A 25,873-nucleotide genomic window follows, 5' to 3' on the forward strand; every position below is an offset into this window, starting at 1 on the left:
GCCCCTTGCGCATGATGCGTCAGGAGCGGGGCGGCGGGGGTCCACACCACGAAGGGTCAGGCAGCGCGTCCAGCCGCAGCTGAGGCAAGCGCAGCAGAAACAGCCGCAAGATCCAGCCCCTTCAGACCGATCACCACCAGCTTGCCGGGTGCCTTGGCACCTGCCGCGAACCAGGCCTCGACACGCGGGCCAACCGCCTGCACCAGCGCAGGCGCGGCCTTGCCGGAGACAGTCACCGCGCCCTTGATGCGCAGCACGCCCTTCAGCGCCATCGCCCGCTGCACCACAGCCTCGATGTCCTTCAGCGAGGCAAACTCCGGCGCCATGACCACGTGGCTTTCGAAATCGTCATGGTGGTGATCATGATCATCATGGTCATGGTCATGGTCATGGTCATGGTCATGGTCATCATCGTGATCGTGATCGTGATCGTGGTCATCATCGTCATGATGGTGGTGATGATGGTGCGCGCGGCGGGCGGCCAGATCATCCTCCGCAGCGGAGGACCGGCCCAGCAGCACATCGATGGGCAGCGAACCCTTTTCAGCTGCAATGATTTCGACACCGGCGCGCACGTCCTCGGCGATATGCTCGCGGATATGCTCCAGCGCGTGATCATCCACCAGATCGGCCTTATTCAGCACCACCAGATCGGCGCAGGCGAGCTGATCGTGGAAGAGTTCCTCCACCGGATTGTCATGATCCAGCGTTTCGTCGGCAGCGCGCTGCGCGGCAAGGGCCTCCTCATCCAGCACGATCCGCCCTTCGGCAAGAGCTGCCGCATCCAGCACGGTGACGACACCATCCACCGTCACCCGCGTCTTGACGCTGGGCCAGGTGAAGGCGCGCACCAGCGGCTGGGGCAGCGCGAGGCCCGAGGTCTCGATGACGATGTGATCCGGCGGCGTCTCGCGGGCGAGCAGCATTTCCATCGCAGGCAGGAAATCATCGGCCACGGTGCAGCAGATGCAGCCGTTGGTCAGCTCCACCACATCATCGGCAGAGCAGGACGGATCGGCGCAGCCATCCAGCAGCGAGCCGTCAAAGCCCATATCGCCGAACTCATTGACGATCAGCGCAATGCGCCGCCCGCCTGCATTCGTCAGGAGATTGCGGATGAGGGTCGTCTTGCCCGCCCCCAGAAAGCCGGTAACGATGGTGGCCGGGATCTTGGCCACGGAAGGGGTCTGAAAATCGGTCATAGGAAGATATCCGGTTGAGAGGACGGCTTGAGCAGAAGCGGCAGACCGGCAGCCACGAAGACCACCCGGCCGCAGACGGCAGCAAGCTCCTGATTGAGACGGCCCTGCGCATCGCGGAACTGACGCGCCATGGCGTTGTCAGGCACGATGCCAAGACCCACTTCATTCGAAACAAAGACAACAGGCGCAGGCAGATAGGGCACAAGCGCGCAAAGCGCCTGCGTGGCGGCGGCAAGGTCTGCTTCCGCCATCATCAGATTGGTCAGCCAGAGCGTCAGGCAATCAACCAGCACCGCCCGTCCGGGCAAGGCTTCACGCCGGAGCACGCCGGTCAGATCCGCGCCGATGCCGGCCTTGTCCTCAATGGTGCGCCACTCTACCCCGCGCCGCGCACGGTGCAGACCGATGCGGGCCTCCATCTCCCCGTCCCACGCGGCGGAGGTCGCCACATAAACGGGCTCCAGCCTGCTTTCGAGGATCAGCTGCTCTGCATATCTGCTCTTGCCGGAGCGTGCGCCCCCCGTCACCAGAACGGAAGACACGGCCCCCTGCCCTTCAGCCTGCGCCATGGGTCAGCCGCTGGCTTGCGGCATGGCGGCGTCAGGCTCTCTTGCGGACGCGCGGGCGCGATCCGCCCTGCCATCCGCCCAATTTGGGGGAGTAGAAATCATGTCCGGTCCTCCGGTCCGCCCACCCGGCGGCCTTGGGGTTGCAACGCATCAGGCCGGTCTCCTGGCTCGCGGGTCGTCACCTTGCCGCGCCTTCCCGCAAGGACTGGCCTTGCAGTGGCATGAGGCGGCAAGATTCTCCGCTGACAGTTGCGGGGGCAGCTGCGGCTTTGGAGCCCCGGATTGAGTCGCTCCGCACCGCATTCCCGTTTCATCCCCTTGGGCTTGGCCCGCCGGGGAACCTGATCTTCTCCTTGTAACGGCTTGGCGGCAGCGCAGCAAGGACGCCCTTTGGGCACCTCTGCGGCGCAATCGCCGCCCCCTTATCCCGGGCAATGGGTGCAAGGACCGGCACGGATGGGTTATCCACTGGCCCAAGCCGTTGAAAGACCGCAGATTTCCGCCAAAGCCGCCCCTGTGGAAAACTTTCTTGAAGAAAGGGCTTGGCAAATGCTCAAGGCCTTTGTTATACGCCTCTCACCGACGGCGGCGCACACAGCCGCCACCGCAAAGGGCACTGCCCTTCTGGTGATCCGCGATAGCTCAGTTGGTAGAGCGTTCGACTGTTAATCGAATGGTCGCAGGTTCGAGTCCTGCTCGCGGAGCCAACCTTTTCTCCTCCCTGGAAAAATCCAAAGCTTGCCCGCAACGGCAGGGCTTTTTGCGTTTGTGCGGCAGACTGCGCCTCACCCAGGCTTGCGGTAGAGCAGCCAGAGGAAATACGGCCCGCCGATGAAGGAGGCGAGGATGCCGGCGGGGATCTCGTAGGGAAAATCGAGCGTGCGGCCCAGCCAGTCTGCGCTGACCATCAGCGCTGCGCCAATCGCCGCTGCACAAAGGATCCGCAGCAGCGCACGCCCCGGCGCCACAGAGGCTGCAATATGGGGCGCGATCAGGCCGATGAAGCTCAACGGACCGGTGATCAGCGTCGCGGCGGCCGTCAGCAGGGCCGAGAACGCCAGAAGCACGGTGCGCGAGCGGCGGGGCGAAAGGCCCAGCGCGCGGGCTGTTGTGTCGCCCAGCGGCAGAATTTCGAGCCAGCGCCCCATCAGCGGCAGCACCAGCAGCACAACGAGCAGGATGCCCAGCGCAGCAAGGGCCGTCAGTCCGGCGGCGCGGTAGGCCGGGCCCATGGACCAGGCCAGCACGAAGACCGCACGCGGATCACCGCTGGCCAGAATGAAGGATATGAGCGCGGCGGCAAACGTGCCGATGGCAACACCGGCCAGCAGCACCGGCCCCGGTGCGTGGCCGGACTTGCGGGTGATGGCCAGCACGAAGAGGAAGGCGAGCACCGCCCCGCCCGCTCCGCCCCCCAGCAGCAGGAGCGGCGAGAAGGAGCCGGTCAAAAGCAGCGCCCCGGTGATGCCCAGCCCTGCCCCGGAACTGACGCCCAGCCCTTCGGGACTGGCGAGCGGATTGCCGGTCATCGCCTGAATGAGCCCGCCTGCCAGCGCCAGCATGGCCCCGGCGCTGGCTGCGGCCAGCACACGCGGCCAGCGCCCTGTCATCAGTTCTCCGGCGGAGAGGCCCCCCGGATGCAGCTGGCTGGTGAGGGACAAGAGCACGAGCCCCGCAAGACAGGCCAGAGCCAGCAGCAGGACGAGGCGCTGACGACTTGCTTCCGGAATTGACAGCGGCGGCGTGTATGAACCGCTGATCCGGGTGCTCGCCGGCATCCGCCGCAGCAGCACCAGCAGCAGAACGGCTCCGGCCATGGCCGTGGCTGTTCCCGTGGGGACTTCGGCAATCACGCCCGACAGCGCCAGCACGATGCTGTCGGCAAGCAGCAGCAGCGCCGCACCTATGACCGGCGCCCAGACAAAACGCCCGGCAAAACTCCGGACACCGGCAAGTGCTGCCAGATGCGGCGCGGCAAGGCCAACGAAGGCAATCACGCCCACCCGCACCACCACCAGCGCGGAGAGACAGCAGGCGAGCGACAGGGCAACAAGCCGGATCGTGCGGATGGAGAGGCCGAGACTGCGGGCGCTGGCATCATCCAGCCCGGCAACCGTCAGCGGCCTGAGCAGCAGCGCCAGCAGCGGCACGCAGACCGCAAGCCTGACGCACAGGGCCGAGGCATCGGAAAAATCATTCTGCACCAGCGAGCCGCTGGCCCAGATGAAGACCGAGCGCAGATATTCATGCTGGAACAGGGCCAGCACAACGGAAGCCGATCCGGCAAAGAAGCTGACGATCATGCCGCACAAGAGCAGGGTCACCGGCGAAAAACCGTGCCGGGAGGCAAGCATTCCCACCAGCGCCAGCGCAGCAAAGCCGCCGGCCAGCCCCGCCGCCTCGCGCTGCCACATGGCGAGTGCGGGCACGAGCAGCGTTGCCGCCATGATGCCCAGCTGCGCACCGGAGAGAAGGCCGAGCGTCGCAGGTTCCGCCAGCGGGTTCTTCAGCACCTGCTGAAACACCACTCCTGCCAGCGCCAGAGCGGCCCCGGCAAGCGCTGCCACGGCAAGGCGCGGCACCAGCGCATAATGCAGATAGATTTCCCCGAAGACAGCCGGATCCGGTGTGAGCAGCGCCGCGCCCAGCGCAGACAGGGGTACATGGGCACTGTAGGCCACAAGGGTCAGGACGGCGGCAGGCACCAGCAGCGCCGCAAGAAGCAAGGGAAGACGAAGCGTCATGAGGTCTGCAGGGCCTTGGTGAGAATACCGGCAAAACGCAGGGCGGACGGCAAAGCTCCGAAGACCCAGACCGGCGGGATGCTGACAACGCGCCCTGCCCGCACCGCCGGGATGGCCCGCCACAGCCCGCTGGCGGCGAGCGCCTCCGGCGGACCCGGCTCGATGATAATGATGCGTGCTTCCGGGTTGGCCGCAATCGCGTCGAGGCCAGCGGTCGAGAAGCCCCAATGACTGCCGCTATGCCGCCATGCTGACGGCAGACCCAGACGATCCAGCACATCGTGAAAGAGGCTGCCGGGGCCGTAGATATCGGCGAGCCGGTCACTGGCGAATTTCAGGATCAGCAGAGGGCGGCAGTCATAGGAACGAAGCTCGTTCCGCAAGGCTGTGAACTGGAGATCAGCCTGTTTCAGATAGGCACGGCCCGATTCCTGACGCTGCAGGCGGGTGGCAATTGCCTCAAGTCCCTCCTCAGCCCGTTTCAGCGGCTGGCGCTCCGGTGTGTAGAGCGGCAGGGACAGCACGGGCGCCACAGGCTCCAGCATGGCCGCCGGAACGCCATAGCCGGTCTGGGTGACAATCAGATCCGGCCGGAAGGCCCTGAGCAGTTCCATGTTGGGCCAGGAGCGCAGGCCCAGATCCACGGTGCCCTCCGCCAGCGCCGGGCTGACGACACGCGCGCCATAGAGCGGAGCTTCCGCCACCGCGGCAGGCGCCACGCCCAGCGCCAGCAGCGTTTCGGCCCAGGCCCAGTCCAGCACGGCGATGCGCAGCGGCCTCTCCCCTGCCCCGCCAGTTCGGGTCAGAAGCGGCAGGGATGCAAACCCAAGCAACGCGGCGGCAAATTGCCGCCGCGTCAGAGCATTTGGTCCGGAGATCATCCGATCCGGCATTACCAGCTGTATTTCAGCGTGGCATAGACCGTGCGGCCCTCGCCCCAGTAGCAGCCTGTCGTGCTGAGACAGGTGGAGACATACTTCTTGTCGAAGATGTTGCTGACGTTGAGCGACGTCTTCAGCCCGGCGAGCTTCGGATCCACCTTGCCGAAGTCATAGCGCAGTGCCGCGTCAAACAGGGTGTAGTCCGGCACATCGAAGGCGTTGGCATTGTCGCCGAAGGTCTGCCCCATGTAGCGGGTACCGCCGCCGAAGCTGAGCCCGCCCCAGGCCTGATCGGACTGGACGGTATAATCCAGCCAGATCGATGCCTGATGCTCGGGCACGAAGGCCAGACGCTTGCCCTTGTTGCTGACACCGCTGGAGGTGGCATTGTCGCGGGTGATCTCGCTGTCCGTATAGGCGTAGGACCCCGTGAGCGACAGACCGGCAGCCAGCTCGGCCTTGCCTTCCAGCTCGATGCCGCGCATGCGCACCTCACCGGTCTGCACGCGGAAGCTCGTGTTGACCGGATCAGGCGTGAGCACATTCTGCTGCGTCAGCTGATAGGCCGACAGCGTGATGAAGCTGTTCATGCCATTGGGCTGGAACTTCACCCCGGCCTCGAACTGCTCGCCCGTTGTCGGATTGAACGGCGAACCGCCGCGATCCGTACCGCTTGCCGGGTTGAACGAGGTCGAATAGCTGGCATAGGGCGACAGGCCGTTGTCGAAATTGTAGACGAGACCCGCCCGCCAGGTGAACTTGCCGTCCTGCTGGTTCACAACGGTGTTGGCCGTGGCTGTGCGGTTGCGCGTGTCGGTGTCTGCCCAGTCGTACCGCCCGCCAAGGGACAGAACGAAGTTGTTCCACTCGATCTGGTCCTGAGCATAGAGCCCGGCCTGCGAGCGCTGCTGATCGATCCAGAGCGCCGTCGCCGGACGATTGATGTTTGTCGCACCGAAGACCGGGTTATAGGCGTTGAAGGGCCGGGAGATCACGGACAGAGCCGATTCCTCGAACGAGCTGTCCTCGTAGGAGTAATCGAAGCCGAACAGCATCGTGTGCTTCGCATCGCCGGTGCTGAACCGCGCGATTGCGTTGTTGTCCACCGTGAAGAGGTTCGAGGTCTCCGGGAAGGCCCAGGCATAACGCATCAGCGAGGACGGGTTGCAGCTGGGCGCCGACAGGCAGAAAGCCTGAACGCGCTGCGTATCGGTATCCACAAAGCCGTAGCGCAGGTTCTGCCTGAACGACCAGGTGTCGTTGAACTCATGGCTGAACTCGTAGCCGATGAAGGCCTGCTCGTTCTCGAACTTGTCATAGCCCGGTTCGCCGACGAAGGCGCTGCGCGGCAGGGCCGAATAGGTGCCGGTGTACAGCGTGCCATTGGCGGGCAGCGCCGGAGCACCGCCGCCGCCGGGGGAGTCGATCTTCTGGTACTCGCCCAGAACCGTCAGCGTCGTGGCATCGAACAGCTTGAAGGTGAACGACGGGGCGATGTAACCCTTCTTCTCTTCCACATGGTCATACTGGGTGTCGCTGAGGCGCCCCACGCCGACGATGCGGTAGAGCATGGCACCGTCCTGATCCAGCTTGCCGCCAAAATCGAAAGCGGTCTGGAACCGGTTGTGGCTGCCATATTGCAGCTCGACTTCGCGGATCTCCTCATTGCGCGGCCGCTTGCTGACCATGTTCAGCATGCCGCCGGGCTGGCCCTGACCATAGAGAACCGACGCTGGCCCCTTCAGCACTTCGGCGCGCTCCAGCCCGAAGGGCTCAATCCTCGGCTGGGAATAGCCGCGCGCACCGAAAGGCAGGCGCAGGCCGTCCTTGTAGCGCCCCGGCGTGAAGCCGCGCACCGTCAACCAGTCGTGGCGCACATCCGTATCGGCATATTGTGCAACGACGCCGGGCGTGTAGCGCATCGCCTGCGTGATGGTCGCAGCGCCCTTCTCTGCCATCTCGTCGCGGGTGACGACATTGACGGCTTGCGGCGTGTTCCGGAGCGAAGTGCCGGTCTTGGTTCCCGTCGCGCTCTGGGTGGCGACGATGCCATTCACCGGGCCCCAGGCGTTTTCGCCCTCGATGGTCACCGTCTGCAACTGGGTCGCGCCATCCACCGTGGCGCCCGTGGCAGCGGCTGCGGCCGGATCAACAATGGTCACCGTGTTGGCGGCGGTAAAGCGGTAGGACAGGCCGGTTCCAGCCAGAATCCGGTTGAGCGCTTCGGAGGGCGTCAGCGTGCCGGAAACGCCCGGCGACGTCTTGCCCTGCACCAGAACTGCCGGATAGAGCACCTGCAGATTGGACCGGTCGCCAAAACGGGAGATCGCCGTGCCCAGCGGGCCTGCCGGAACGGAGTAACTGACAGTGGCCGCCTGCTGCGCCGCTGCCGGGCCGGTGTAGATCACACTTGCGGTGAAAACCGCCGTTGACGCCAGCAGCGCCAGACCGAAACCGCCCATCCGCGCTGCCCGCGCCCTGGATGCCCTTTGCCCAAACTGCTTTGCCATGACCCCTGTCCAACTCTTGCATTTACATTTTTGTCCGGGCACGAACGCACCCGTCTGATGCAAGGACGGTTTCAACGGCCGGACACCTCACCCCCAAAGTGGAAAATAATTTTCAGGTTTGTTTTCGGGGCGCGTCTCTCCGGCCATGGCCAGGGCAGACGGCATCAGACCGGATGGAGAACGACCAGCCAGGGCGAGATCTGGAAGCTTCTCACCGGCAGCGTCTGGCGGATCGCCTCCAGAACGCCGTCCGGATTGCGGATGTCGAAGATGCCGCTGACGCGCATGTTCAGCAGGCGGCTGTCCGTCACCCGGATCGTGCCGGAGCGGTAGCGGTTCACATCTGCCAGCACCTGCCGCAGCGGCCTGTCTTCAAAGATCAGCTTGCCGCGCCGCCAGGCGATTTCCGCTTCCATGTCCACAGGCCGGATCTGGCCCAGATGCACAGAGTCATAGGTGACAAGCTCGCCTGCCTTCACCACAGTGTCCGACTTGTCCGGCCCGACCACCGAAACGGCGCTTTCCTCCACCGAAACCGTTACAGCCCCGCCCCATTCATGAACAACGAATCGGGTACCCAGCGCGGTTGTGGAACCGGCGGCCGCCAGCACGGTAAAGGGGCGGACGGGATCTTTGGCCACATCGAAGAAGGCGCGCCCGCGCAGCAGGCGGATGCTGCGAAGGGTATCGCTGAAATCCAGCGCAATGGCGGTGTCTGCATCAAGGTCCACCCGGCTGCCATCCTCAAGCGTCAGGCTGCGCTGTTCGCCGGTGCCGGTGAAGTGATCGCTCGTCAGGAAGTCCGGCGGGCCGGCAACCGCCACCACACCGGCGGCAGCCAGCGCTGCAGCACCAGCGGACAGGAACGCGCGGCGCGAGGCGAAGCCCTTCCGGGCAGAGGGCGGAACCATGGCCCCGGACAGGTCCAAGGCCTCGCGCGGATCCGCAATCCGGCCGAGATCCTCCCAGATGCCGGCGAGGCGCGCATATTCAGCCCGGTGCAGCGGATCGGCAGCCATCCAGCGGTCATGACCGGCGCGGTCGCCCTCAACTGCGTTACCGGAGTTGAGACGGACGAACCAGGTCAGGGCCTCATCGCGGGCCTTTTGCTGTCTGTCTGTATTCGTTGAACCCATCATGGCCACCGGCTGTTTCCCCGTGCGCGGCCGCACGGCACGCCCTTGCGCGCATATCCATCCCATAGACGGATCAGGCAGCGCCTCACCTCACCCATATCGCGCATCTTTTTGCCGGATTCAGTCAATGAGTGTACCCATCCGGTCGCGCAGATGCGCAAGCGCCTTCATGATCAGCTTCTCGACAGCACTTTTCGTGATGCCCAGTTCAGCGGCAATCTGCGTGTGCGTCAGACCATCGAACTTGTGCATCAGGAGCACCTGCTTCTGGCGCGGCGGCAGCTCGGCGATGGCTTCCTGCAGGCGCACGAGGCGCTGGCGGTAATCGGCGATCTGCTCCGGCGAGGCGCTGTCATCCACGGCAGCGGCCAGTTCCTCGCTGGGCGCGTAGCCCACCACAGAGCGCTGCCCCCGGAGCCGGTCCGTTGCAACATTGGTCGCCATGCGGAAGAGATAGGACCGCGGATTGCGGATGTCGCTCTCGGCGGGAATGGCTTCAAGCCGCAGATAGGTATCCTGCATCACATCCTGCGGATCGAGATCACGGCCGAAGCGGCGCGAGAGATGGCGCGACAGCTCCGTGTAACTGGACACGAAGCAGTCAAGCATACTCTTCTTCTTGTCTACGGCCATGCAGAAACCAATCGGGGCGGGAACCAGCCGGGAGCTTCGCCGCTCACGCACAGGCCCGAACGGACAGAAATCTCTCAAGGCAGCGTATGGGGTTATTCCCGCTGCCGTGTTCCGTCTTTAGCAAAAGTCTACTTTAAAAATCCAGTTTTATAAGCAACTGCATGGGGACTGTTGAACAGGCCTGCCGGGAAAGCCCGCAAGGGCGGTTTTTCAGCCCCTTCAGCCATCCTTCCGCTGCAGTTCTGCCCCCCGCCCTGCGGCCTGCAGGATCCGCGCGCGCAGCCAGCGCAGGGCCGGGTCCCTGTCGCGGCTCTTGTGCCAGATCTGAACGTAGGGCACGGGCGGCAGCGGAATGGGCGCCGGCAAGATGATCAGATGATCGCCCAGAACAAGGTCCCGCAGGCTGCCTCTGGCGACCGTGAGAATAAGGTCCGTGTCAGCGATCAGCTCCGGCGCGACGCCCCAGTGCGGCAGCACCAGCGCCAGCCGGCGGGTGTGGCCGGAACGGGCAAGCGTTTCGTCCACCTCGTTGATGGTGTCATCACGCATGGCGACCATGGCATGAGGCCGCGAGAAATATGCCGCAGCATCCAACGGCTTTCCCTCCAGCGTACGCCGGTCCAGCAGGCAGGCATAGTCATCGTTGATGATCAGCTCCGATTTGACCTGCGGCGGCAGAACGGGAAACACCCCGAGCCCGAGATCCAGATCACCATCGCAGACACCGGCGGCCATGGCTTCGCGGCTGAACTGGCTGATCGCAAGGTCTATGCCCGGCGCATGCTGCCGCAGATCGCGCACCAGATTCGGCAGCAGCATGGCCCCGCCATAATCCGACATGGACAGGCGGAACCGGTGACGGGTGCCTTGCGGGTCGAAACCCTGCGGCCCCAGCACGCTGCGCACACCGGCCAGCGCATCGGCCAGCGGCTGGGCGATTTCCAGCGCCCGGATGGTCGGAACAAGCCCGCCGCCCTGGCGCACCAGCAGAGGATCCCCCAGCAGCTCCCGCAGCCGCGCAAGAGCGTGGCTGACGGCGGGCTGGCTCATGTTCAGCCGTGCGGCGGCGCGCGAAACATGGCGCTCCGTCAGAAGCGCGTCCAGCACCACCAGAAGATTGAGGTCAACGGACCTCAGACTATGCGCCTGATGCATGTTTTCCTGCCAGATACGAATTTCACATTCGCAAGTACTATATCTAAACCGGGGCCAGAGTTCATCAGAAAGGACAATCCGATGCAGTTTCAAGCCCCCTTCACCCTTCTTGGCGCAGCCCTTCTTGCGGGCGCTGTCGTCCCCTTCCAGGCCGGAGCCAATGCCGCGATGGGCCGTGCCCTCGGCCATCCGCTCTGGGCCACCGCGGTATCGCTTGGTGTGAGCATGCTCTGCGTCATTCCGGTGATGCTGGCCATGAAGGTTCCGTTCCCCAGCCTTGGCAACCTTGCCGGACAGCCCAGATGGATCTGGACCGGTGGCCTTGCCGGGGTCATCTACATTACGGCCGCAATTCTGGTTGCGCCGAAGCTTGGTGCCGCCGGTTTCATGACCGCCGTGATTGCCGGGCAGCTTGCCGCCTCGCTTCTGGTCGATGCCTACGGTCTCATGGGTTTCAGCGCCCGCGATATTTCGCCCTCACGCCTCATCGGCATCCTGCTCGTGGTGGCAGGCGTCCTTCTGATCCAGGCAGGCCCCTTCCTGCGGGCCTCGTCAGTATCAGGTAGCGGAAACTGATCCAGCACCGGCGCCCCTTGCCTGAACACTAACCCCGAGCTTAGTGTAAACGCGTTCAGAAAATATCGATCAACGGTGTTTTTCTATTGACCGGATTCAAGGCCAGATATAAACGCGTTTATTAAACCTATTCACTGAACGCGATCAGGTAACATCATGCCAAGACCCGCAATGACAGATGAAGAGCTTGCAGCCGTTCAGGCCCGCATTCTGGCTGAAACCGCACGCATCGTTGCTGCCGAGGGCTATGCCGCGCTGTCCATGCGCAAGCTGGCCGAAGGCCTCAACCTGACGGCAGGAGCGCTCTACCGCTATTTCCCGACGAAGCAGCATCTGATGATCGCCTATTGCTCCGGCGCCATTGACAGGCTGAACGCAACCGCCCAGACCATCAACGCGAAGCCCCTGCCCTCGGTCGACATCCTGCGCGAGCTGCTTCTCTCCTATGGCGAATTCGCACTGGAGGATCAGGACCGCTTCCGGCTGATTTTTCTCGATATCGAGATCAGCCGTCAGGTTGAACTGTGCCGGACGACCGAAAATCTCAAGGGATATGAACTGGTCAAGGCCCGCATGGCGTCAGCCATGGAGGAAGGCTCGATCCGCCGCATGGACCCGGCCCTGGCAACCCACCTGCTGTGGGGCGCCATCCATGGCGCAGTCGTGCTGCTGCTCAGCATTACGGAAATAGACCTCGGCGATCCGCATACGCTGATCCGGCAATCCATCGACATGGCCCTGCGCGGCCTTGCCCCGGAAAGTGCACGTGCAGAGAGCCTTCAGACGCAGGCGGCATGACCGGGCGCGGGTCTGATACCAAGGCTCTGAGATGCTGACGCATCACGCCTTGAAAATGCTCAAGCGCCGCACGGGCTTAACCGGCACTGGATGAGTCAATCTCATCGAGTGCCGGTATGACTGCGCCGCTTCGGTCAGACATTGTAGTACTCACGGTACCATTTGACGAACTTTGCCACGCCTTCGCGCACACCTGTGCGAGGGCGGTAGCCGGTGAGCGTCTGCAACAGGCTGGCATCGGCCCAGGTGGCCGGCACATCACCCGCCTGCATCGGCATCAGCTTGCGTTCCGCCGTGCGGCCCGTCGCCTCTTCGATGGCAGCGATGAACTCCGTCAGTTCCACGCTCTGCGAGTTGCCGATGTTCACGACACGCCAGGGCGCGACCGGAGAAAGGCTGTCCCCCTCCGGCACTGCCGCTCCCTCTTCAGGCTGTTGCGGGACTGCATCGATCAGAAGCCGGATGCCTTCCACCAGGTCTTCCACATAGGTGAAGTCCCGGCTCATCTCGCCATAATTATAGACCTCGATCGGATTGCCTTCGAGGATCGACTTGGTGAACTTGAACAGCGCCATGTCCGGGCGCCCCCAGGGGCCATAGACCGTGAAGAAACGGAACATGGTGATGGGCGTGCCATAGAGATGGGCATAGGAATGGGCCATCACCTCGCAGGCCTTTTTCGTAGCCGCATAGAATGACATCTGATGGTCAGCCTTGACAGTCTCCTGAAACGGCATGTCCGTGTTGGCGCCATAGGCCGAAGAGGTGGAGGCGATCAGCAGGTGCTGCGGCGGAAAGGCTCTCGCGGCTTCCAGCATCTCGAATGTGCCGGCAATGTTGCTGTCGAGATAGGAGCGCGGTGCCTCGATGGAGTAACGCACACCCGCCTGGGCGGCCAGATGCACGACCACGTCAGGGCGGTTGGCCTCGAACAGCGAGCGCACCAGTTCACCATCCTCGACGCGGCCTGTGACGGCAGTGAAATGCTCGTTCTGCAGCAGCATCTGGTGACGCCGCTCCTTGAGCCGCACGTCGTAGTAATCCGTCATGGCATCGAGGCCGATAACGCGGAACCCCTCTTCCAGCAGCCGGGTGCAAAGAAAATATCCGATGAAGCCGGCCGACCCGGTCACGAAGGCGGTGCGCATATGTTTAACCCGTACGGAGAACCCGAAAGCGGCAACCAATTTGTGACAGCCCTCATAGCACCCGGGCTCTGACACGCCAAGGATTCGGACTGTGAAGGCGGCCCTTGAAAAGACAGAAAGCGCCAGCCTTGCAGCCAGCGCTTCCCGTAGAGTTCAATTCCCTTGCCCGGTCAGGCGACGGCGCGGGCCAGCGCGCAACGCGACCACAAGGCATTCAGCGCGCCGACCAGATGGTCGATATCGGCGTCCGAATGAAACGGCGTCGGCGTGATGCGCAGGCGCTCGGTGCCCTTCGGCACGGTCGGGTAATTGATCGGCTGGACATAGATGCCGTAGTTGTCGAGCAGGATGTCCGAGATCCACTTGCACTTGGATGCATTGCCCACCATCACCGGAACGATGTGGCTGGGATTGTCCATATGCGGGATGCCACGGCGGTCCAGCAGGCTGCGCAGACGGGCCACGCGGTCCTGATGCGCCTCACGCTCGGCCGTGCTCTGCTTCAGATGACGGATCGAAGCCGTGGCGCCAGCGGCCAGTGACGGCGGCAGCGCCGTTGTGAAGATGAAGCCCGAAGCGAAGGAGCGCACGAAGTCGCAGAGCTGGCGCGAGCCGGTGATGTAGCCGCCCATCACGCCAAAAGCCTTGCCAAGCGTGCCTTCGATCACCGTCAGACGGTCCATCAGGCCTTCGCGCTCGGCAATGCCGCCGCCGCGCGGGCCGTAAAGGCCAACCGCGTGCACTTCATCCAGATAGGTCATCGCGCCATAGCGTTCGGCCACGTCGCAGATTTCCTTGATGGGGGCGATGTCGCCGTCCATCGAATAGACGCTCTCGAAGGCAACCAGCTTGGGAGCAGCCGGATCATCAGCGGCGAGCTTGCGCTCCAGATCTTCCGGGCTGTTGTGCTTCCACACGCGCTTTTCGGCGCGGCTGTGGCGGATGCCCTCGATCATCGAGGCATGGTTCAGCGCATCGGAATAAACGATGCAGCCGGGGATCTTCGAGGCCAGCGTGCCGAGGGCAGCCCAGTTGGACACATAGCCCGAGGTGAAGATGAGCGCCGATTCCTTGCCATGCAGATCTGCGAGCTCGTGCTCAAGCTGGACATGGTAGTGGTTGGTGCCCGAGATGTTGCGTGTGCCGCCAGCGCCCGCGCCGCAGCTGTCGACCGCATCCTTCATGGCGGTAACCACATCCGGATGCTGGCCCATGCCAAGATAATCGTTGGAGCACCACACGGTCACTTCGTGGGTGGAGCCATCTTCGCGGAAACGGGTCGCCTTGGGAAATTCGCCTGAATGACGCTTCAGATCAGCGAATACGCGATAGTTGCCATCCTCCCGCAAGCCGTCCAGCGCCTGCGCAAAGAAGCTTTCGAAGTCCATGGCGTATTCCCTCTTCTTCTCAAGCAGACGCAATCCGCGCCCGCCATTGGCGTCCTGCAAGCCCTTGTGTCCAGAGCCGGTCATCATATGGCCAGCCCTCCCAGGCGGATCTGATAAGGGGAAGTTGCCCCGCCCCACTCACGCGTCCTGTGATACGAAGCCTGACAGCCTCGTGACCCCGCACCATGTAGCGCAAGGTAGCGCTCCAACACATAGTTTAAAATGCCGCAGGCTGTCATTATTCTAATTCCGGGTTACAGAATTCTTTTCAGGAGAAGAGCCCGGCCGGTCAACTCTGAGACACTTGCCCCGCCGCCCTCTCTTCCGGCGATCATTCTGGAACCTTAGCCTCCTGTCCGCGTTAACACTTTGATCTGGGACAAGCCGGGCATCACGCCGAGTTGATGCTGACGTCTTTTTCCAGCCAGAGATAACAGGACCGCTGAAAACAGGAGCGAAATCAAAGAACTGAGCCAGACCGGAGGCATCGAGTCCCGGCCGCCGCCGGCCTGAGAAGATCAGAAACCACGTCATTTTGTGATTCGGATAACATCTATCTTAAGGGAAATGGCGTAATAATGGCTGCATCACAGCAACCGGCCTAGCAAGTCACCTGTCAAAAAGACGAGGTGTACTTAAGGTCTAAAAAAAATCCGGTGCCGTGAACTGTGCTCAGACGTGACTGTCATGCCGAGGGAGGCAAAAATGACGCATCGTCTCATGAAGAAAGCCATCATTCCGGCAGTTGCCATCATGCTTTCTGCCGCCCCGCTCGCGCTCGCCGCCCCCAAGTCGGAGCGGCATGTGCTGCCTGAGGACAATCTCTCCGTCACGCTCGCCAGCCTTGGTGCCGGGCCTGCGGCCGGTGAGGACACCTCCATCTGGGTCGGACCGGTCGACATTCAGGGCCGCAAGGTCATCTGGGTCGAACTGATCGACGCCGAGGGCGAAGTCATCTACGCGTCAGAAGTCGCGCAGAACGAAACCCATCTGCTGCCCGATGGCCGCGCCATCGTGGTGAGCCCGCTCAACGCCCCGGAAGGTACACTTGCCGCTGCGAAGGACGAATCGCGCGTTCCTGCTGAAGCAGGCCAGATGATCACCCGCCGCGTGGTGGATGATCAGGAAGGCCAGACTGCCGTCGAGCTGGTCCAGACCCCGCCGCAGGAGCCTTCGATCCTGCTGCAGCTGGCCAAAGCGGGCGAAACCGTCTGGCACGGTCTCATCGCCCTCTTCCAGGGCGCTGCCGATTCGGTGCGCGTTGCCTGGAACTGGATCGTGGATACGGTTGCCGTCTGATACCGGCGTTCAATGCACTTGTGTCACTCGAGGCTGATCGCTCCGCCCCTGCGTGCGGGAGCAAGCCATGGCGTCATGCGCGGAGATCATCAGACTTCGCCTGAGGGCTGGGATCAGCCACTGGCCCTGCCGGATCGTCCCCGGCAGGCAGCATGATCAGAACAGCGGCGGCTTGGGACGCGGTGCGGGCACGGTGCCCATTGCGCCCTCAGCTTGTTCGCCAGTGCCTGCCGCGCCGCCGCCGAGTGTGTCTGCGCCCTCTTCCACCACAGTTACCGGGGGACCGGAATAGCCGGCCGGGGGCGGCACGGTGGAGGTCTGGCGGCAATCGGTCAGCCACACGTCATAGACGGCGTGCTCGACGCCATGCAGGCCGGGGCTCGCGGCGAACATCCAGCCGGAAAAGATCCGCTGGATCTGGTTGTTGAGCGTTACCTCATCCACCTGCACGAAGGCCGTCGTCAGCGGATTTTCGGTCTGCGGCCGGGTGTGGCAGACGCGCGGCGTCACCTGCAGCGCGCCGAACTGGACCGTCTCGCCAATATAGACATCAAAGGAGGTGATACGGCCGGTGATCTTGTCGAGACCGGAGAAGACGGCCACCGGGTTCTCGATGATATCAGCGCGCGCAGGCACGGCGGCAAGGGCGCAGAAAAGGGCGCCAGCAAAGGCTGTGCCGAAGACCGGCGTGCTCTTCATCCTGTTGATTTGCCGCATGATTGTCCCTGGCAAGTCTCTTGTTCTGGCGGGCGTAACACCCGATTGCGGCTGCCGGAAGGCAAGCCCTTGCGCGGCAACGGTTTCCGCCGCCGCGCAAGTCTGTTTATCAGCCCAGCGAAGCCAGACGGCTCACCGCCGTCTGCACCTGTGTCTTGCGGGCAGAAAGCTCTGCCAGCTTCTCGCGCTCACCCTCGACAACTTCTTCCTTTGCCTTTTCGACAAAGGCCGGATTGGAGAGCTTCTTCTCGATGCGGCCGATCTCGTCTTCCAGCTTGGCGAGGTCCTTGGCGAGACGCGCTTTTTCCGCCCCCAGATCAATGACGCCGGCAAGCGGCAGACAGACGGTGGCATCGCCAACAATGATCTGCGCTGCGCCCTTCGGCAGTTCACCAGCCAGCGTCAGGCTTTCAGCGCGGGCAAGGCGCAGGATGGCTGCCTCGTGGGTCTTCACCCTCGCAACCGTTACGTCACCGGCACCGACCATCACCACCGGGATCTGCGCACCGGCCGGTACGTTCATTTCCGAGCGCACGGAGCGGATTTCGGAAATGAGGCCAACCAGCCAGTTGATCTCTTCGGCGGCCGCCGCATCTGCCAGCGCAGGGGCAGGCCAGCGGGTGAGCATGAGAATCTGATCCGGTGCACCGGTTTCCTCGCCGAGGCGGGCCCACAGCTCTTCCGTCAGGAAGGGCATGAAGGGGTGGAGGATCTTCAGGATCTCGTCCAGCGTCCAGGCTGCGGTCGCGCGGATTTCCGCCTTGGCGGCTTCATCCGTGCCGTTGAACACGGGCTTGGCCAGTTCCAGGAACCAGTCGCAATAGGTGTTCCAGACGAAACGGTAGACGCCATTGGCCGCATCGTTGAAGCGGTAGGCCTCCAGCGCCTCGCGCACTTCCTCGGCGCAACGGCCGACTTCCGTGGCGATCCAGCGGTTGAGCGTATGGGTGGCGCGGGCCGGATCAAAACCGGCGACGCGCTTGCAGCCGTTCATCTCGGCAAAGCGGGCCGCGTTCCACAGCTTGGTGGCAAAGTTGCGGTAGCCGCCGACGCGGCTGGTGGCCAGCTTGATGTCACGGCCCTGCGCTGCCATCGCCGCCAGCGTGAAGCGCAGCGCATCGGCACCGAACTCGTCAATCAGCTGCAGCGGGTCGATGACATTGCCCTTCGACTTCGACATCTTCTGCCCTTTCTCGTCACGGACGAGGGCATGGATGTAGACGGTCTCGAAAGGCTCGGTCTTCATGAAATGCAGCGACATCATCATCATGCGGGCGACCCAGAAGAAGATGATGTCGAAGCCGGTGATCAGCACCGAAGTCGGGAAATAGCGCGCCAGTTCCGGTGTCTTGTCCGGCCAGCCGAGCGTCGAGAACGGCCAGAGCGCAGAGGAGAACCAGGTGTCGAGCACGTCCTCATCGCGGTAGAGGAGAACGCTCTCCCCGGCCCCGGCTTCCCAGGCAGCCAGCGCTTGTTCCATGGCCGCCATTTCAACCGGCTTGCCATAATGGGCAGCGGCCGCCTTCAGGGCTTCGGCTTCCGTCTTCTCGACGAAGATCTTGCCATCGGGACCATACCACGCCGGGATCTGATGGCCCCACCACAGCTGGCGCGAGATGCACCAGGGCTGGATGTTCTCCATCCACTCGTAATAGGTCTTGTCCCAGTTGGACGGAACGAACTTGGTGCGCCCCTCGCGGACGGAGGCAATCGCAGGCTTGGCCAGCGTCGCGGCATCCACATACCACTGGTCGGTCAGCATCGGCTCGATCGGCACGCCGCCACGGTCGCCATGCGGCACCATGTGGGTGTGATCCTCGATGCGGTCCAAGAGCCCCTGCTCTTCCATCTGCACAACAAGCGCCTTGCGCACGGCAAAGCGGTCCAGCCCGTGGAAGGCGGCGATGGTGGCATCCAGCATCTCAGACGCCGGCACACCGGCGAGGAATTCGGCATTCTCGGCCAGAATGACCCGTGCCTCACGGTCGAGGATGGAGATCATCGGCAGATCGTTGCGCTTGCCTACTTCGAAATCGTTGAAGTCATGCGCCGGGGTGATCTTCACTGCGCCGGAACCGGCGGTGGGATCGGCATAGTCATCGCCCACGATCGGCACGCGGCGGCCGACCAGCGGCAGGATGATGTGCTTGCCGATCAGGTCCTTGTAGCGCGGATCTTCCGGATTCACGGCAACGGCGGTGTCGCCCAGCATGGTTTCCGGACGTGTGGTGGCCACGACGATGTAATCGCGGGTCTCATACTCCGTCGCATTGCCTTCGTCATCGAAGGCAACCGGATGCTGATAGGTGGCACCGCCTTCCAGTGGATAGCGGAAGTGCCAGAGGTTGCCCTTGATCTCCTGCTGCACGACTTCCAGGTCGGAAATCGCGGTCAGCAGTTTCGGGTCCCAGTTGACGAGACGCTTGTCCTTGTAGATCAGGCCGTCGCGGAAGAGCGACACGAAGACTTCCAGAACGGCAGCCGACAGGCCCTCATCCATGGTGAAGCGCTCGCGGTCCCAGTCGCAGGACGCGCCAAGGCGCTTCAGCTGGTTGAAGATCATGCCGCCGGATTCGCCCTTCCAGTTCCAGACGCGCTCGATGAAGGCGTCACGGCCCATGTCGCGGCGCGACGGCTCCTTGCGCTCGGCAAGCTGGCGCTCCACCACCATCTGCGTGGCAATGCCTGCGTGATCCATGCCCGGCTGCCACAGCACGTCCTTGCCGCGCATGCGCTCGAAGCGGATCAGGATGTCCTGCAGCGTGTTGTTGAGCGCATGGCCCATGTGCAGGGAGCCCGTCACGTTCGGCGGCGGGATCACGATCGTATAGGACGGGGCACCATCGGCAGCACCGGCACCGGCGCGCGATGCTCCGGCCTTTTCCCACATTTCAGTGATCCGCGGCTCGACGGCCGCTGCGTCATAGGTCTTGTCAAGCATGAGGGCTTCCCGGGACTTTCCGTTATCTGGGCCTGTGTAAATCGGATGGCGGGCAGCGAGTCAACATCCTGAGCAGAATGGGGACTGAACTGAAGCAGAAATGGCAACGCCGCCCGCAGGCGGCGTTCAGGTCATGCATGGCACATGCCAAGCCGCTGCAGATCAGCGCTTGCGTACCACGCGTTCGATTTCCTGGCGGACGAGACGCTCCACCATGACCGGCAGGTTCTGATCGAGCCAGCTTTTCAGCATCGGGCGCAGCATGTCCTTCACCAGATCCTCCAGCGTGCGGGCATTGGCCGACAGGATGGTGCTGGACAGATTCTCGAAGGCAGCACTGACGGCAGCACCGGCCATGTCCGAGACAAGGGGCGTTTCCTCGTCCAGCGGGTCAAGATTGTCCATCGATACAGGCGCAAGACCTTCGGCAACGGAAGAGCGCGCCGGCTGCGGCGCAGCTTTCGGGGCCGGAGCCGGAGCAGGCTCGTCGTCTTCTTCCATGAAGCCGATGTCGCCAGCATCATCGTCCATCGTATCTGGCATGCCCTCAACCATGGCGAAGGGATCTTCTTCCTCTTCCTCCTCGACAGCCAGTTCTTCCGTCAGTTCAAGAACGTCGTCATCGGCAACGTCTTCGTCGGCCTCAAAGGCAGCAATATCTTCGTCGATGGCAGCATCGCCGTCATCATCATCATCGCCTGCCATATCGAACAGCTTGTCCAGGTCATCCTGCGACATGCCGGCTTCTTCTTCCTCAGGCATTTCATTGACTTGCGGCATAGGGGCTACGGGCTCCGGGGCTGCTGGTGCCGTCTTGCTGGCGGCAGGAGTTTCCTCGTCGGAAATGATCCGGCGAATGGAGGCGAGAATTTCCTCCATTGAGGGTTCCTGCGCCTGACTGGCCTTCGACATGAGTTCCCCCAGAACTGATTACATACGCACCGGCACCGAACTCGAAAGTTACGATTCGGTTAAGGGAATTATGCTGAGTCGCCTGTCAACATCATAGGCGGACAGGGCGGCACAGACACCTTATCCCCTTCTAATAGGAAAAACTTGCCGGGTAGACCGGTATTGCCAATGGAAAACGCGCCCCGGAAGGGCGCGTTCTCTGAACTCATGGCAATTTCGCAGATCAGCGCCGAATCATCAGCGGCCGTCCGGCGTACGCATGCCAAACCACTTGTCGCGCACCTTGCTGTAATGCTCGGTCGGCTCATAGCGTGCCACCTGCAGGCCGAGATACTCAGCGTCCAGACGGCCAACGGCCGACAGCAGCTGGTAGGCACTGACGATGCGGTTGCGCTGTGCCGTGACGAGATTTGAACGCTGCGTAATCAGTTCGCGCTGAGCGTTCAGGACGTCAAGCGTCGTACGCTGACCGACACGCTGCTCCTCGATGACACCCTGCAGAGCGAGCTGCTGGGCTTCCACGGCGGCCTGAGCAGCCGTGATCGAGGCCTCGGCGGCCTGATAGTCACCCCAGGCGGAGATCACATTGGCCCGGATCTGGTTGCGCAGCACATCAAGCTGGATCTCAGCCTGGCCGAGTTCTTCCTTCGCCTGACGAACGCGGGAGGAAAGTGCCCCGCCCTGATAAAGCGGCACGGAAACGCGCCCCACCACGGAGGCGGAATTGACGGCGTTGATGGACTGAGACGGCTTCCAGTCACGGCCGACGCTGCCTTCCAGCGTCACGGTCGGAAGCTGCTCGCCCTCAATGGTTTTCACATTGTAGGCGGCCGCATCAACTTGATGCTGGGCCTGACGCAGCAGCGGCTGGTACTCTTCGCCCAGACGGATCGCTTCTTCGACCGAACGCGGGATCAGTTTGCCGACCGGCGTGGAGGCCGAAAGGTTGCGCGCTTCAATACCAACGATCTGCTCGTAAACGGCGCGGCTGGCATTGAGATTGGCGATGGCCGAGTTGAGGCTGGCCTGGGCTTCTGCGTAGCGTGCTTCCGCCTGGGACACGTCCGTACGGGTGCCCTCACCCACCTCGAACTGGTCCTTCGATGCCCGTACCTGCTCACGCAGGAAGTCAATCGAGCTTCTCTGAAGGGCAACAAGAGCGGTGTCGCGGATCACGTTCACATAAGACTGGGCCGCAGAGAGCAGCACGTCCTGCTCGGTTGCGCTCAGGCTTTCCCGCTGGGCCCGCACAAGCGCTTCGGCCTGTTTGGTCGAGTTCACCGTCCGGAAACCGCGGAACAGCGCCTGCTGAATGGAGAGGGACATCGACGCATTGTTGCGGATGTTGTCGGGGCCGACGCTGGCGGAGGTCCGGATAGATCCAGCCGAAGCGTTGGCCGTGATGGTCGGCCGCCAGCCCGAAAGGGCCTGCGGGACACGCTCGTCGGTGGCGCGCAATGCAGCGCGAGCCGCATTCAGGGTCGGGTTATTGGCATATGCGAGCGCCAGAGCTTCGGAAATGCTTTCAGCCTGAGCGGTCGAAGAAAGCGCGAAAGCACTGATGCCAAGCAAAGCAGCAGAAAGGGATACTCTAAAACGCACTGAAAACGCCCCTCGATGTACGGGCCCCCACCCGTGCTGTCATTTGGCGGGGAGTATAACCAGCTGCGGCGCCGTGCCTACCCCTCACCGAAAATTAAGAATCCGTTTCTTCCTCCCTGCGGCAGCGCTGCAACAGGTAACGCCATACGTAAAGCGCCCGAAAACTGCAGCTTTTCAGCAGTTTCCGGGCGCGAGACTTGAACGATGTTCAGATATGTGTGTTTTCAGAAGACGAATTCGGCCGCCTTCCCGAAGCCAGGCAGCGTATGCGCGCTGGCGTTGAAGCCAAAGCGGGCGCCAATCGCTGCACCGGAATTCTGATAGATACGGGCAACACCTGCCCCGCCACGCCCTTCGATGGCCACAAGCCGGCCGCCGTCCTTCAGCTGGCCGGCCAGCTGCTCGGGAATGAAATCAACGGCGCCATCCAGAAGGATCACGTCGTAGGGGCCTTCCGAAGCACAGCCTTCGGTGAGCTTGCCCTCGACAACGGCGGCATTCTCGATGCCAAGGCTGACAAGTGTCTGGCTGGCGCGGGCTGCAAGCCCGGCATCCTCTTCCACCTGCACAACCGTCCCGGCGATCCCGGCAAGCACGGCAGTGCTGTAGCCGGACGCTCCGCCAACAACGAGCACGACGTCATCCGCTTTCACTTCGGCAAGCTGGATCAGTTTGCCAAGCACATGCGGCTTGAGGAGATAGCGCGGTGCGCCGGTGTCGGACACGAGCGTGTCTTCATCGATATAGGCAACCGGCTTCTTCGAACCTGCCACGAACAGCTCGCGCGGGACAGATTCCATCGCGTCGAGTATCCGCAGATCGGTTACATCATTGGTTCTGAGCTGGTTATCCACCATTCGCGTGCGGGATTGCGCGTAGTCACCCATCGCGTGCCTCTTTCGATTTCTGGCGAAAGCCTCTCCAACTTTCTTGCCTGATCCCTTACCGGGCGCAGACAGGCGTGACAAGGGGCAGATCGGCGCAGCCCATGCCTTCTCCAGACTTTCGGAGCCAGTCCTTCTGAAAGGCTGCGGAACCCTGAAGCGCCTCACCTCGCGTTCTCCGGCGATTGCCGCCTCTGCCAGACACCATCGGCCCCTGCTGATGAAGAAAGGGAAAACGCAAAGAGGCCGCTTGACAGACAAGGGGCGGTAGTCGAAAAGACGCGCCAAGGCCTCGTGGCGGAGTGGTTACGCAGCGGATTGCAAATCCGTCCACCCCGGTTCGATTCCGGGCGAGGCCTCCATCTCCCATACATTTCATCAAGTACAGTTTGATTGCAGCTCTCAGGCTTGCGCTTCGAGCAGAGAAGTCGCGTCTTCAGCTGTCATGGGCAGGCCCAGAAAATAGCCTTGCGCCTCCGGGCAGCCAATTTCGCGCAGTGCATCCACCTGTTCTGCGCGCTCGACTCCCTCGGCGATGACCCGAAGCTTCAGCTTCTGCCCGAGTGTCACCACAGCCTCCGCAATCCCTCTGTCGCTCTCGTCCCGGTCAATGTGGCGCACCAGGCCTTCATCGATCTTCAGCCGGGATACGGGGAACCTCCTGAGCGAGGCAAGGCTTGAATGGCCCTTGCCGAAATCATCGATGGCCAGTCCAACGCCCAGCGCATGCAACTCGGCCATGACGGCCACCGCCCGCTCCACATTCTGCATGAGCACGCCTTCGGTGATTTCGAGCTCCAGCAGCCCCGGCCCGAGGCCTGCCCGCCGGAGAGCATCCATGACTGTCCGGGTCCAGTCCGGATCACTGAACTGTTGCGGCGCGATATTGATGCTGACCTTGAAACCGGAAAACCCTTTCTCCTGCCAGAGACGCGCCTGCTCCACCGCCTGCCCGAGCACCACGTGACCAAGCTCGCAGATCAGCCCTGTCTCTTCCATCAGCGGCACGAAATAGCGCGGCATGATGAGGCCTTCGAACGGGTTTTCCCAGCGCACCAGACCTTCAAAGCCCGTGATCCGGTTGTCAGAAAGGTCAATCTGCGGCTGATAATGCAGGATGAATTCCCGGTTCCGCAGCGCGCGGCGAATCCCTTCCAGCATTTGGAGCTTGCAGGAGGACGTCTGTCCTTCTGCCGGTGAATAGAGATGAAACGTATTGCGGCCAGCGCGTTTGGCCATATACATCGCCGTATCGGCGCACTGGACCAGTGCAGCTGCATCCGTTGCGTCATCGGGATAGCAGGCGGCGCCCATGCTGCAGGTGACATGAAAGGATTGCCCTGCCAATTGCACCGGCGACGAGAGCTTTTCCTTCAGCTCGCGCAAGAATGCAGGCATTGCACTGGCGGATGCGGCCGCCCCCTCAAGGATCAGGACGAATTCGTCGCCCCCCAGCCGCAGAACCTTGCCGCGCCCCCGAACCTCCTCGCTCAGCCTTGAAGCCATGGCGAGCAGAAGCCGGTCACCGGCGGCATGCCCGAGGCTGTCGTTGACGGTCTTGAAATTGTCGAGATCAACGAAGACCACGGCCACACGCTCTTCCGGCCCGCGCACTCGTCCCAAGGCCGCGTCAATGGAGTTTTCAAGCTGACTGCGGTTCGGCAGGCTGGTGAGCGGATCATGGTGGGCCAGAAAGCGGATCTGCTCTTCGGCGCGCTTGCGCTCAATGGCAATGGCCGCGATCCGGGCCGTGTCAGCGATCAGCCTGTCTTCCACCGGCCCGGGCAGCCCTGGCGTTTTCTTGTAGATCGCGAAGGTGCCCAGCACCCGGTCGTCCAGCGACATGATGGGGGTAGACCAGCAGCAGCGCAGCCCGAATTTCGAGGCGAGCGGATGAAAGTCCGCCCAAAGAGGGTCGGTCTGGATATTGCCAACCGTCACGGGTTTCCGCGTGAAGGCTGCTGTGCCGCAGGACCCGACGCTGGGGCCGATCTCAATCCCATCGATTGCATCGCAATAGGCCTTCGGAAGACTGGGTGCTGCTCCGTGGCGCAAATTCCGCCCCTCCTCATCCAGAAGCAGAACGGAGCAGACCGCACCATCCAGCTGCCCTTCGATAAGGCGGACCATGCATTCCAGCACGTCGGACAGCGGGGCGCTGGAGGCAATCATCTCCAGCACCTGGGCCTGCGCATCACGCAGGCCATCGGCTTTCCGGCGCTCGGTGATATCGCGGCAGACGCCAAACAGGCCGACGATGTTTCCGTCATCGTCCCGCAGAGGATATTTCGAGGACGCAAACCAGCGGCGGGCACCATTGGGTTGAATGATGCATTCCTCTTTGTCGATCAAGGGAATGCCGGTGCGCAGAACCTGCCTTTCATCCCTGAAAAAGCCCATGGCAACAGGAAAGGGATGCAGCTCGAGATCCGTCTTGCCGGTCAGGCTGTCCGCTGACTCAAGGCCAAGATCGGCAGCAACGGCGCGGTTTGCGAGCACAAACCTGCAGCGGGTATCCTTGATGAAGAGGTAATCAGCCACCTGATCAAACATGGTGCGCAACCAGACACGTTCCTGCAGGAACTGCTGCGGCACACACGGCCCGCTTTCGCGCAACACACGCCCGCAGTCCGGAAGGTCGTCAACCAGCACGCCCATTTTTCTGCCCGGCTCACCCGGAAGATCACTGGCAGGATCGCGGTGCAGTTCGCCAGCTGGTGCACCGTCTGGCTCGCCAGAGTCCAAACTGTTAATTTCACCATAAGTAGAAATTACAGG

General features: G+C 62.7%; 19 protein-coding genes, 2 tRNA genes and 1 riboswitch. Of the genes, 5 read left to right on the top strand and 16 right to left on the bottom strand.

Features of this window, described 5'->3' with window-relative positions:
* Positions 1-56: 56 nt before the first annotated feature.
* Together cobW and cobU are read right to left on the bottom strand one after the other, a co-directional pair.
* Positions 57-1,202, bottom strand: coding sequence for a cobalamin biosynthesis protein CobW (gene cobW, locus H163_RS0116985; protein ID WP_019965812.1), 1,146 nt, complete (start codon positions 1,200-1,202; stop codon positions 57-59).
* The gene (gene cobU, locus H163_RS0116990; RefSeq protein WP_019965813.1) at positions 1,199-1,771 is read right to left on the bottom strand and encodes a bifunctional adenosylcobinamide kinase/adenosylcobinamide-phosphate guanylyltransferase; all 573 of its coding nucleotides are present in this window, start codon (positions 1,769-1,771) and stop codon (positions 1,199-1,201) included. Before cobU ends, cobW begins: the two co-directional genes overlap by 4 nt.
* 136 nt (positions 1,772-1,907) lie before the next feature.
* Positions 1,908-2,131: riboswitch (cobalamin riboswitch) on the bottom strand.
* Between the two features lie 271 nt (positions 2,132-2,402).
* Here cobU and H163_RS0116995 point away from each other — a divergent pair.
* Positions 2,403-2,478, top strand: a tRNA-Asn gene (locus tag H163_RS0116995).
* 78 nt (positions 2,479-2,556) lie between these two features.
* On the opposite strand, the gene fhuB is transcribed toward H163_RS0116995, so the two are convergent.
* The 6 genes from fhuB to H163_RS0117025 all read right to left on the bottom strand — a co-directional run bounded on the left by fhuB (position 2,557) and on the right by H163_RS0117025 (position 10,830).
* The gene (fhuB, locus tag H163_RS0117000) at positions 2,557-4,515 is read right to left on the bottom strand and encodes a Fe(3+)-hydroxamate ABC transporter permease FhuB (protein WP_019965814.1); all 1,959 of its coding nucleotides are present in this window, start codon (positions 4,513-4,515) and stop codon (positions 2,557-2,559) included.
* Positions 4,512-5,396 (bottom strand): ABC transporter substrate-binding protein, encoded by an 885-nt coding sequence (locus H163_RS0117005; RefSeq protein ID WP_019965815.1) that lies wholly within the window; start codon positions 5,394-5,396, stop codon positions 4,512-4,514. The genes fhuB and H163_RS0117005 overlap by 4 nt, the downstream gene beginning before the upstream one ends.
* 11 nt (positions 5,397-5,407) lie before the next feature.
* On the bottom strand, positions 5,408-7,906 hold the full coding sequence (locus H163_RS0117010) for a TonB-dependent siderophore receptor (RefSeq protein ID WP_244296086.1): 2,499 nt from the start codon (positions 7,904-7,906) through the stop codon (positions 5,408-5,410).
* 164 nt (positions 7,907-8,070) lie between these two features.
* The gene (locus tag H163_RS0117015) at positions 8,071-9,045 is read right to left on the bottom strand and encodes a FecR family protein (RefSeq protein WP_051105420.1); all 975 of its coding nucleotides are present in this window, start codon (positions 9,043-9,045) and stop codon (positions 8,071-8,073) included.
* A 117-nt stretch (positions 9,046-9,162) separates the two neighbouring features.
* Positions 9,163-9,636 (bottom strand): RNA polymerase sigma factor, encoded by a 474-nt coding sequence (locus tag H163_RS0117020; RefSeq protein WP_244296084.1) that lies wholly within the window; start codon positions 9,634-9,636, stop codon positions 9,163-9,165.
* Positions 9,637-9,894: 258 nt separating this feature from the next.
* Positions 9,895-10,830 carry a LysR substrate-binding domain-containing protein gene (locus tag H163_RS0117025; RefSeq protein WP_019965819.1) on the bottom strand — a complete coding sequence of 312 codons (936 nt, stop codon included), beginning with the start codon at positions 10,828-10,830 and terminating at the stop codon, positions 9,895-9,897.
* 81 nt (positions 10,831-10,911) lie between these two features.
* On the opposite strand from H163_RS0117025, the gene H163_RS0117030 reads away from it, so the two are divergent.
* Together H163_RS0117030 and H163_RS0117035 are read left to right on the top strand one after the other, a co-directional pair.
* Positions 10,912-11,406 (top strand): DMT family transporter, encoded by a 495-nt coding sequence (locus H163_RS0117030; RefSeq protein ID WP_019965820.1) that lies wholly within the window; start codon positions 10,912-10,914, stop codon positions 11,404-11,406.
* Between the two features lie 171 nt (positions 11,407-11,577).
* Positions 11,578-12,204, top strand: coding sequence for a TetR/AcrR family transcriptional regulator (locus H163_RS0117035; RefSeq protein WP_019965821.1), 627 nt, complete (start codon positions 11,578-11,580; stop codon positions 12,202-12,204).
* Between the two features lie 134 nt (positions 12,205-12,338).
* Here the strand turns inward: H163_RS0117035 and H163_RS0117040 are convergent, their stop codons facing one another.
* Positions 12,339-13,352: an SDR family NAD(P)-dependent oxidoreductase gene (locus H163_RS0117040; RefSeq protein ID WP_019965822.1), complete on the bottom strand. Its 1,014-nt coding sequence runs from the start codon at positions 13,350-13,352 to the stop codon at positions 12,339-12,341.
* A 170-nt stretch (positions 13,353-13,522) separates the two neighbouring features.
* Positions 13,523-14,740, bottom strand: a complete 1,218-nt coding sequence (gene hemA / locus H163_RS0117045) for a 5-aminolevulinate synthase (protein ID WP_026355974.1) — start codon at positions 14,738-14,740, stop codon at positions 13,523-13,525.
* A 705-nt stretch (positions 14,741-15,445) separates the two neighbouring features.
* Here hemA and H163_RS0117050 point away from each other — a divergent pair.
* Complete coding sequence (locus tag H163_RS0117050; RefSeq protein ID WP_026355975.1) at positions 15,446-16,039, top strand: hypothetical protein; 594 nt, start codon at positions 15,446-15,448, stop codon at positions 16,037-16,039.
* Between the two features lie 156 nt (positions 16,040-16,195).
* Here H163_RS0117050 and H163_RS0117055 read toward each other — a convergent pair whose 3' ends face one another.
* The 5 genes from H163_RS0117055 to H163_RS0117075 all read right to left on the bottom strand — a co-directional run bounded on the left by H163_RS0117055 (position 16,196) and on the right by H163_RS0117075 (position 23,098).
* Positions 16,196-16,738 carry a DUF2155 domain-containing protein gene (locus tag H163_RS0117055; RefSeq protein ID WP_019965825.1) on the bottom strand — a complete coding sequence of 181 codons (543 nt, stop codon included), beginning with the start codon at positions 16,736-16,738 and terminating at the stop codon, positions 16,196-16,198.
* 127 nt (positions 16,739-16,865) lie between these two features.
* Positions 16,866-19,697, bottom strand: coding sequence for a valine--tRNA ligase (locus H163_RS0117060; RefSeq protein WP_019965826.1), 2,832 nt, complete (start codon positions 19,695-19,697; stop codon positions 16,866-16,868).
* A gap of 162 nt (positions 19,698-19,859) precedes the next feature.
* A complete protein-coding gene (locus H163_RS0117065; RefSeq protein WP_019965827.1) occupies positions 19,860-20,609 on the bottom strand; it encodes a PopZ family protein in 750 nt (249 codons plus the stop codon).
* 237 nt (positions 20,610-20,846) lie between these two features.
* Entirely contained in the window at positions 20,847-22,211 is a 1,365-nt protein-coding gene (locus H163_RS0117070; RefSeq protein ID WP_026355976.1) for a TolC family outer membrane protein, read from the bottom strand.
* Positions 22,212-22,435: 224 nt separating this feature from the next.
* Positions 22,436-23,098 (bottom strand): protein-L-isoaspartate O-methyltransferase family protein, encoded by a 663-nt coding sequence (locus H163_RS0117075; protein ID WP_026355977.1) that lies wholly within the window; start codon positions 23,096-23,098, stop codon positions 22,436-22,438.
* Between the two features lie 285 nt (positions 23,099-23,383).
* On the opposite strand from H163_RS0117075, the gene H163_RS0117080 reads away from it, so the two are divergent.
* A tRNA-Cys gene (locus tag H163_RS0117080) sits at positions 23,384-23,457 on the top strand.
* 40 nt (positions 23,458-23,497) lie between these two features.
* Here the strand turns inward: H163_RS0117080 and H163_RS23085 are convergent.
* Positions 23,498-25,747 carry a putative bifunctional diguanylate cyclase/phosphodiesterase gene (locus H163_RS23085; protein WP_160118254.1) on the bottom strand — a complete coding sequence of 750 codons (2,250 nt, stop codon included), beginning with the start codon at positions 25,745-25,747 and terminating at the stop codon, positions 23,498-23,500.
* Between the last annotated feature and the right edge of the window lie 126 nt (positions 25,748-25,873).

This window comes from Pannonibacter phragmitetus DSM 14782 (genome assembly GCF_000382365.1).
In the GTDB taxonomy this organism is placed as follows: domain Bacteria; phylum Pseudomonadota; class Alphaproteobacteria; order Rhizobiales; family Stappiaceae; genus Pannonibacter; species Pannonibacter phragmitetus.

What these genes read in the sequence shown, in the direction of transcription:
- cobW (WP_019965812.1), bottom strand. Translation starts at nt 1,202, where the DNA reads ATGACCGATTTTCAGACCCCTTCCGTGGCCAAGATCCCGGCCACCATC.
- cobU (WP_019965813.1), bottom strand. Translation starts at nt 1,771, where the DNA reads ATGGCGCAGGCTGAAGGGCAGGGGGCCGTGTCTTCCGTTCTGGTGACG.
- fhuB (WP_019965814.1), bottom strand. Translation starts at nt 4,515, where the DNA reads ATGACGCTTCGTCTTCCCTTGCTTCTTGCGGCGCTGCTGGTGCCTGCC.
- H163_RS0117005 (WP_019965815.1), bottom strand. Translation starts at nt 5,396, where the DNA reads ATGATCTCCGGACCAAATGCTCTGACGCGGCGGCAATTTGCCGCCGCG.
- H163_RS0117010 (WP_244296086.1), bottom strand. Translation starts at nt 7,906, where the DNA reads ATGGCAAAGCAGTTTGGGCAAAGGGCATCCAGGGCGCGGGCAGCGCGG.
- H163_RS0117015 (WP_051105420.1), bottom strand. Translation starts at nt 9,045, where the DNA reads ATGATGGGTTCAACGAATACAGACAGACAGCAAAAGGCCCGCGATGAG.
- H163_RS0117025 (WP_019965819.1), bottom strand. Translation starts at nt 10,830, where the DNA reads ATGCATCAGGCGCATAGTCTGAGGTCCGTTGACCTCAATCTTCTGGTG.
- H163_RS0117030 (WP_019965820.1), top strand. Translation starts at nt 10,912, where the DNA reads ATGCAGTTTCAAGCCCCCTTCACCCTTCTTGGCGCAGCCCTTCTTGCG.
- H163_RS0117035 (WP_019965821.1), top strand. Translation starts at nt 11,578, where the DNA reads ATGACAGATGAAGAGCTTGCAGCCGTTCAGGCCCGCATTCTGGCTGAA.
- H163_RS0117040 (WP_019965822.1), bottom strand. Translation starts at nt 13,352, where the DNA reads ATGCGCACCGCCTTCGTGACCGGGTCGGCCGGCTTCATCGGATATTTT.
- hemA (WP_026355974.1), bottom strand. Translation starts at nt 14,740, where the DNA reads ATGGACTTCGAAAGCTTCTTTGCGCAGGCGCTGGACGGCTTGCGGGAG.
- H163_RS0117050 (WP_026355975.1), top strand. Translation starts at nt 15,446, where the DNA reads ATGACGCATCGTCTCATGAAGAAAGCCATCATTCCGGCAGTTGCCATC.
- H163_RS0117055 (WP_019965825.1), bottom strand. Translation starts at nt 16,738, where the DNA reads ATGAAGAGCACGCCGGTCTTCGGCACAGCCTTTGCTGGCGCCCTTTTC.
- H163_RS0117060 (WP_019965826.1), bottom strand. Translation starts at nt 19,697, where the DNA reads ATGCTTGACAAGACCTATGACGCAGCGGCCGTCGAGCCGCGGATCACT.
- H163_RS0117065 (WP_019965827.1), bottom strand. Translation starts at nt 20,609, where the DNA reads ATGTCGAAGGCCAGTCAGGCGCAGGAACCCTCAATGGAGGAAATTCTC.
- H163_RS0117075 (WP_026355977.1), bottom strand. Translation starts at nt 23,098, where the DNA reads ATGGGTGACTACGCGCAATCCCGCACGCGAATGGTGGATAACCAGCTC.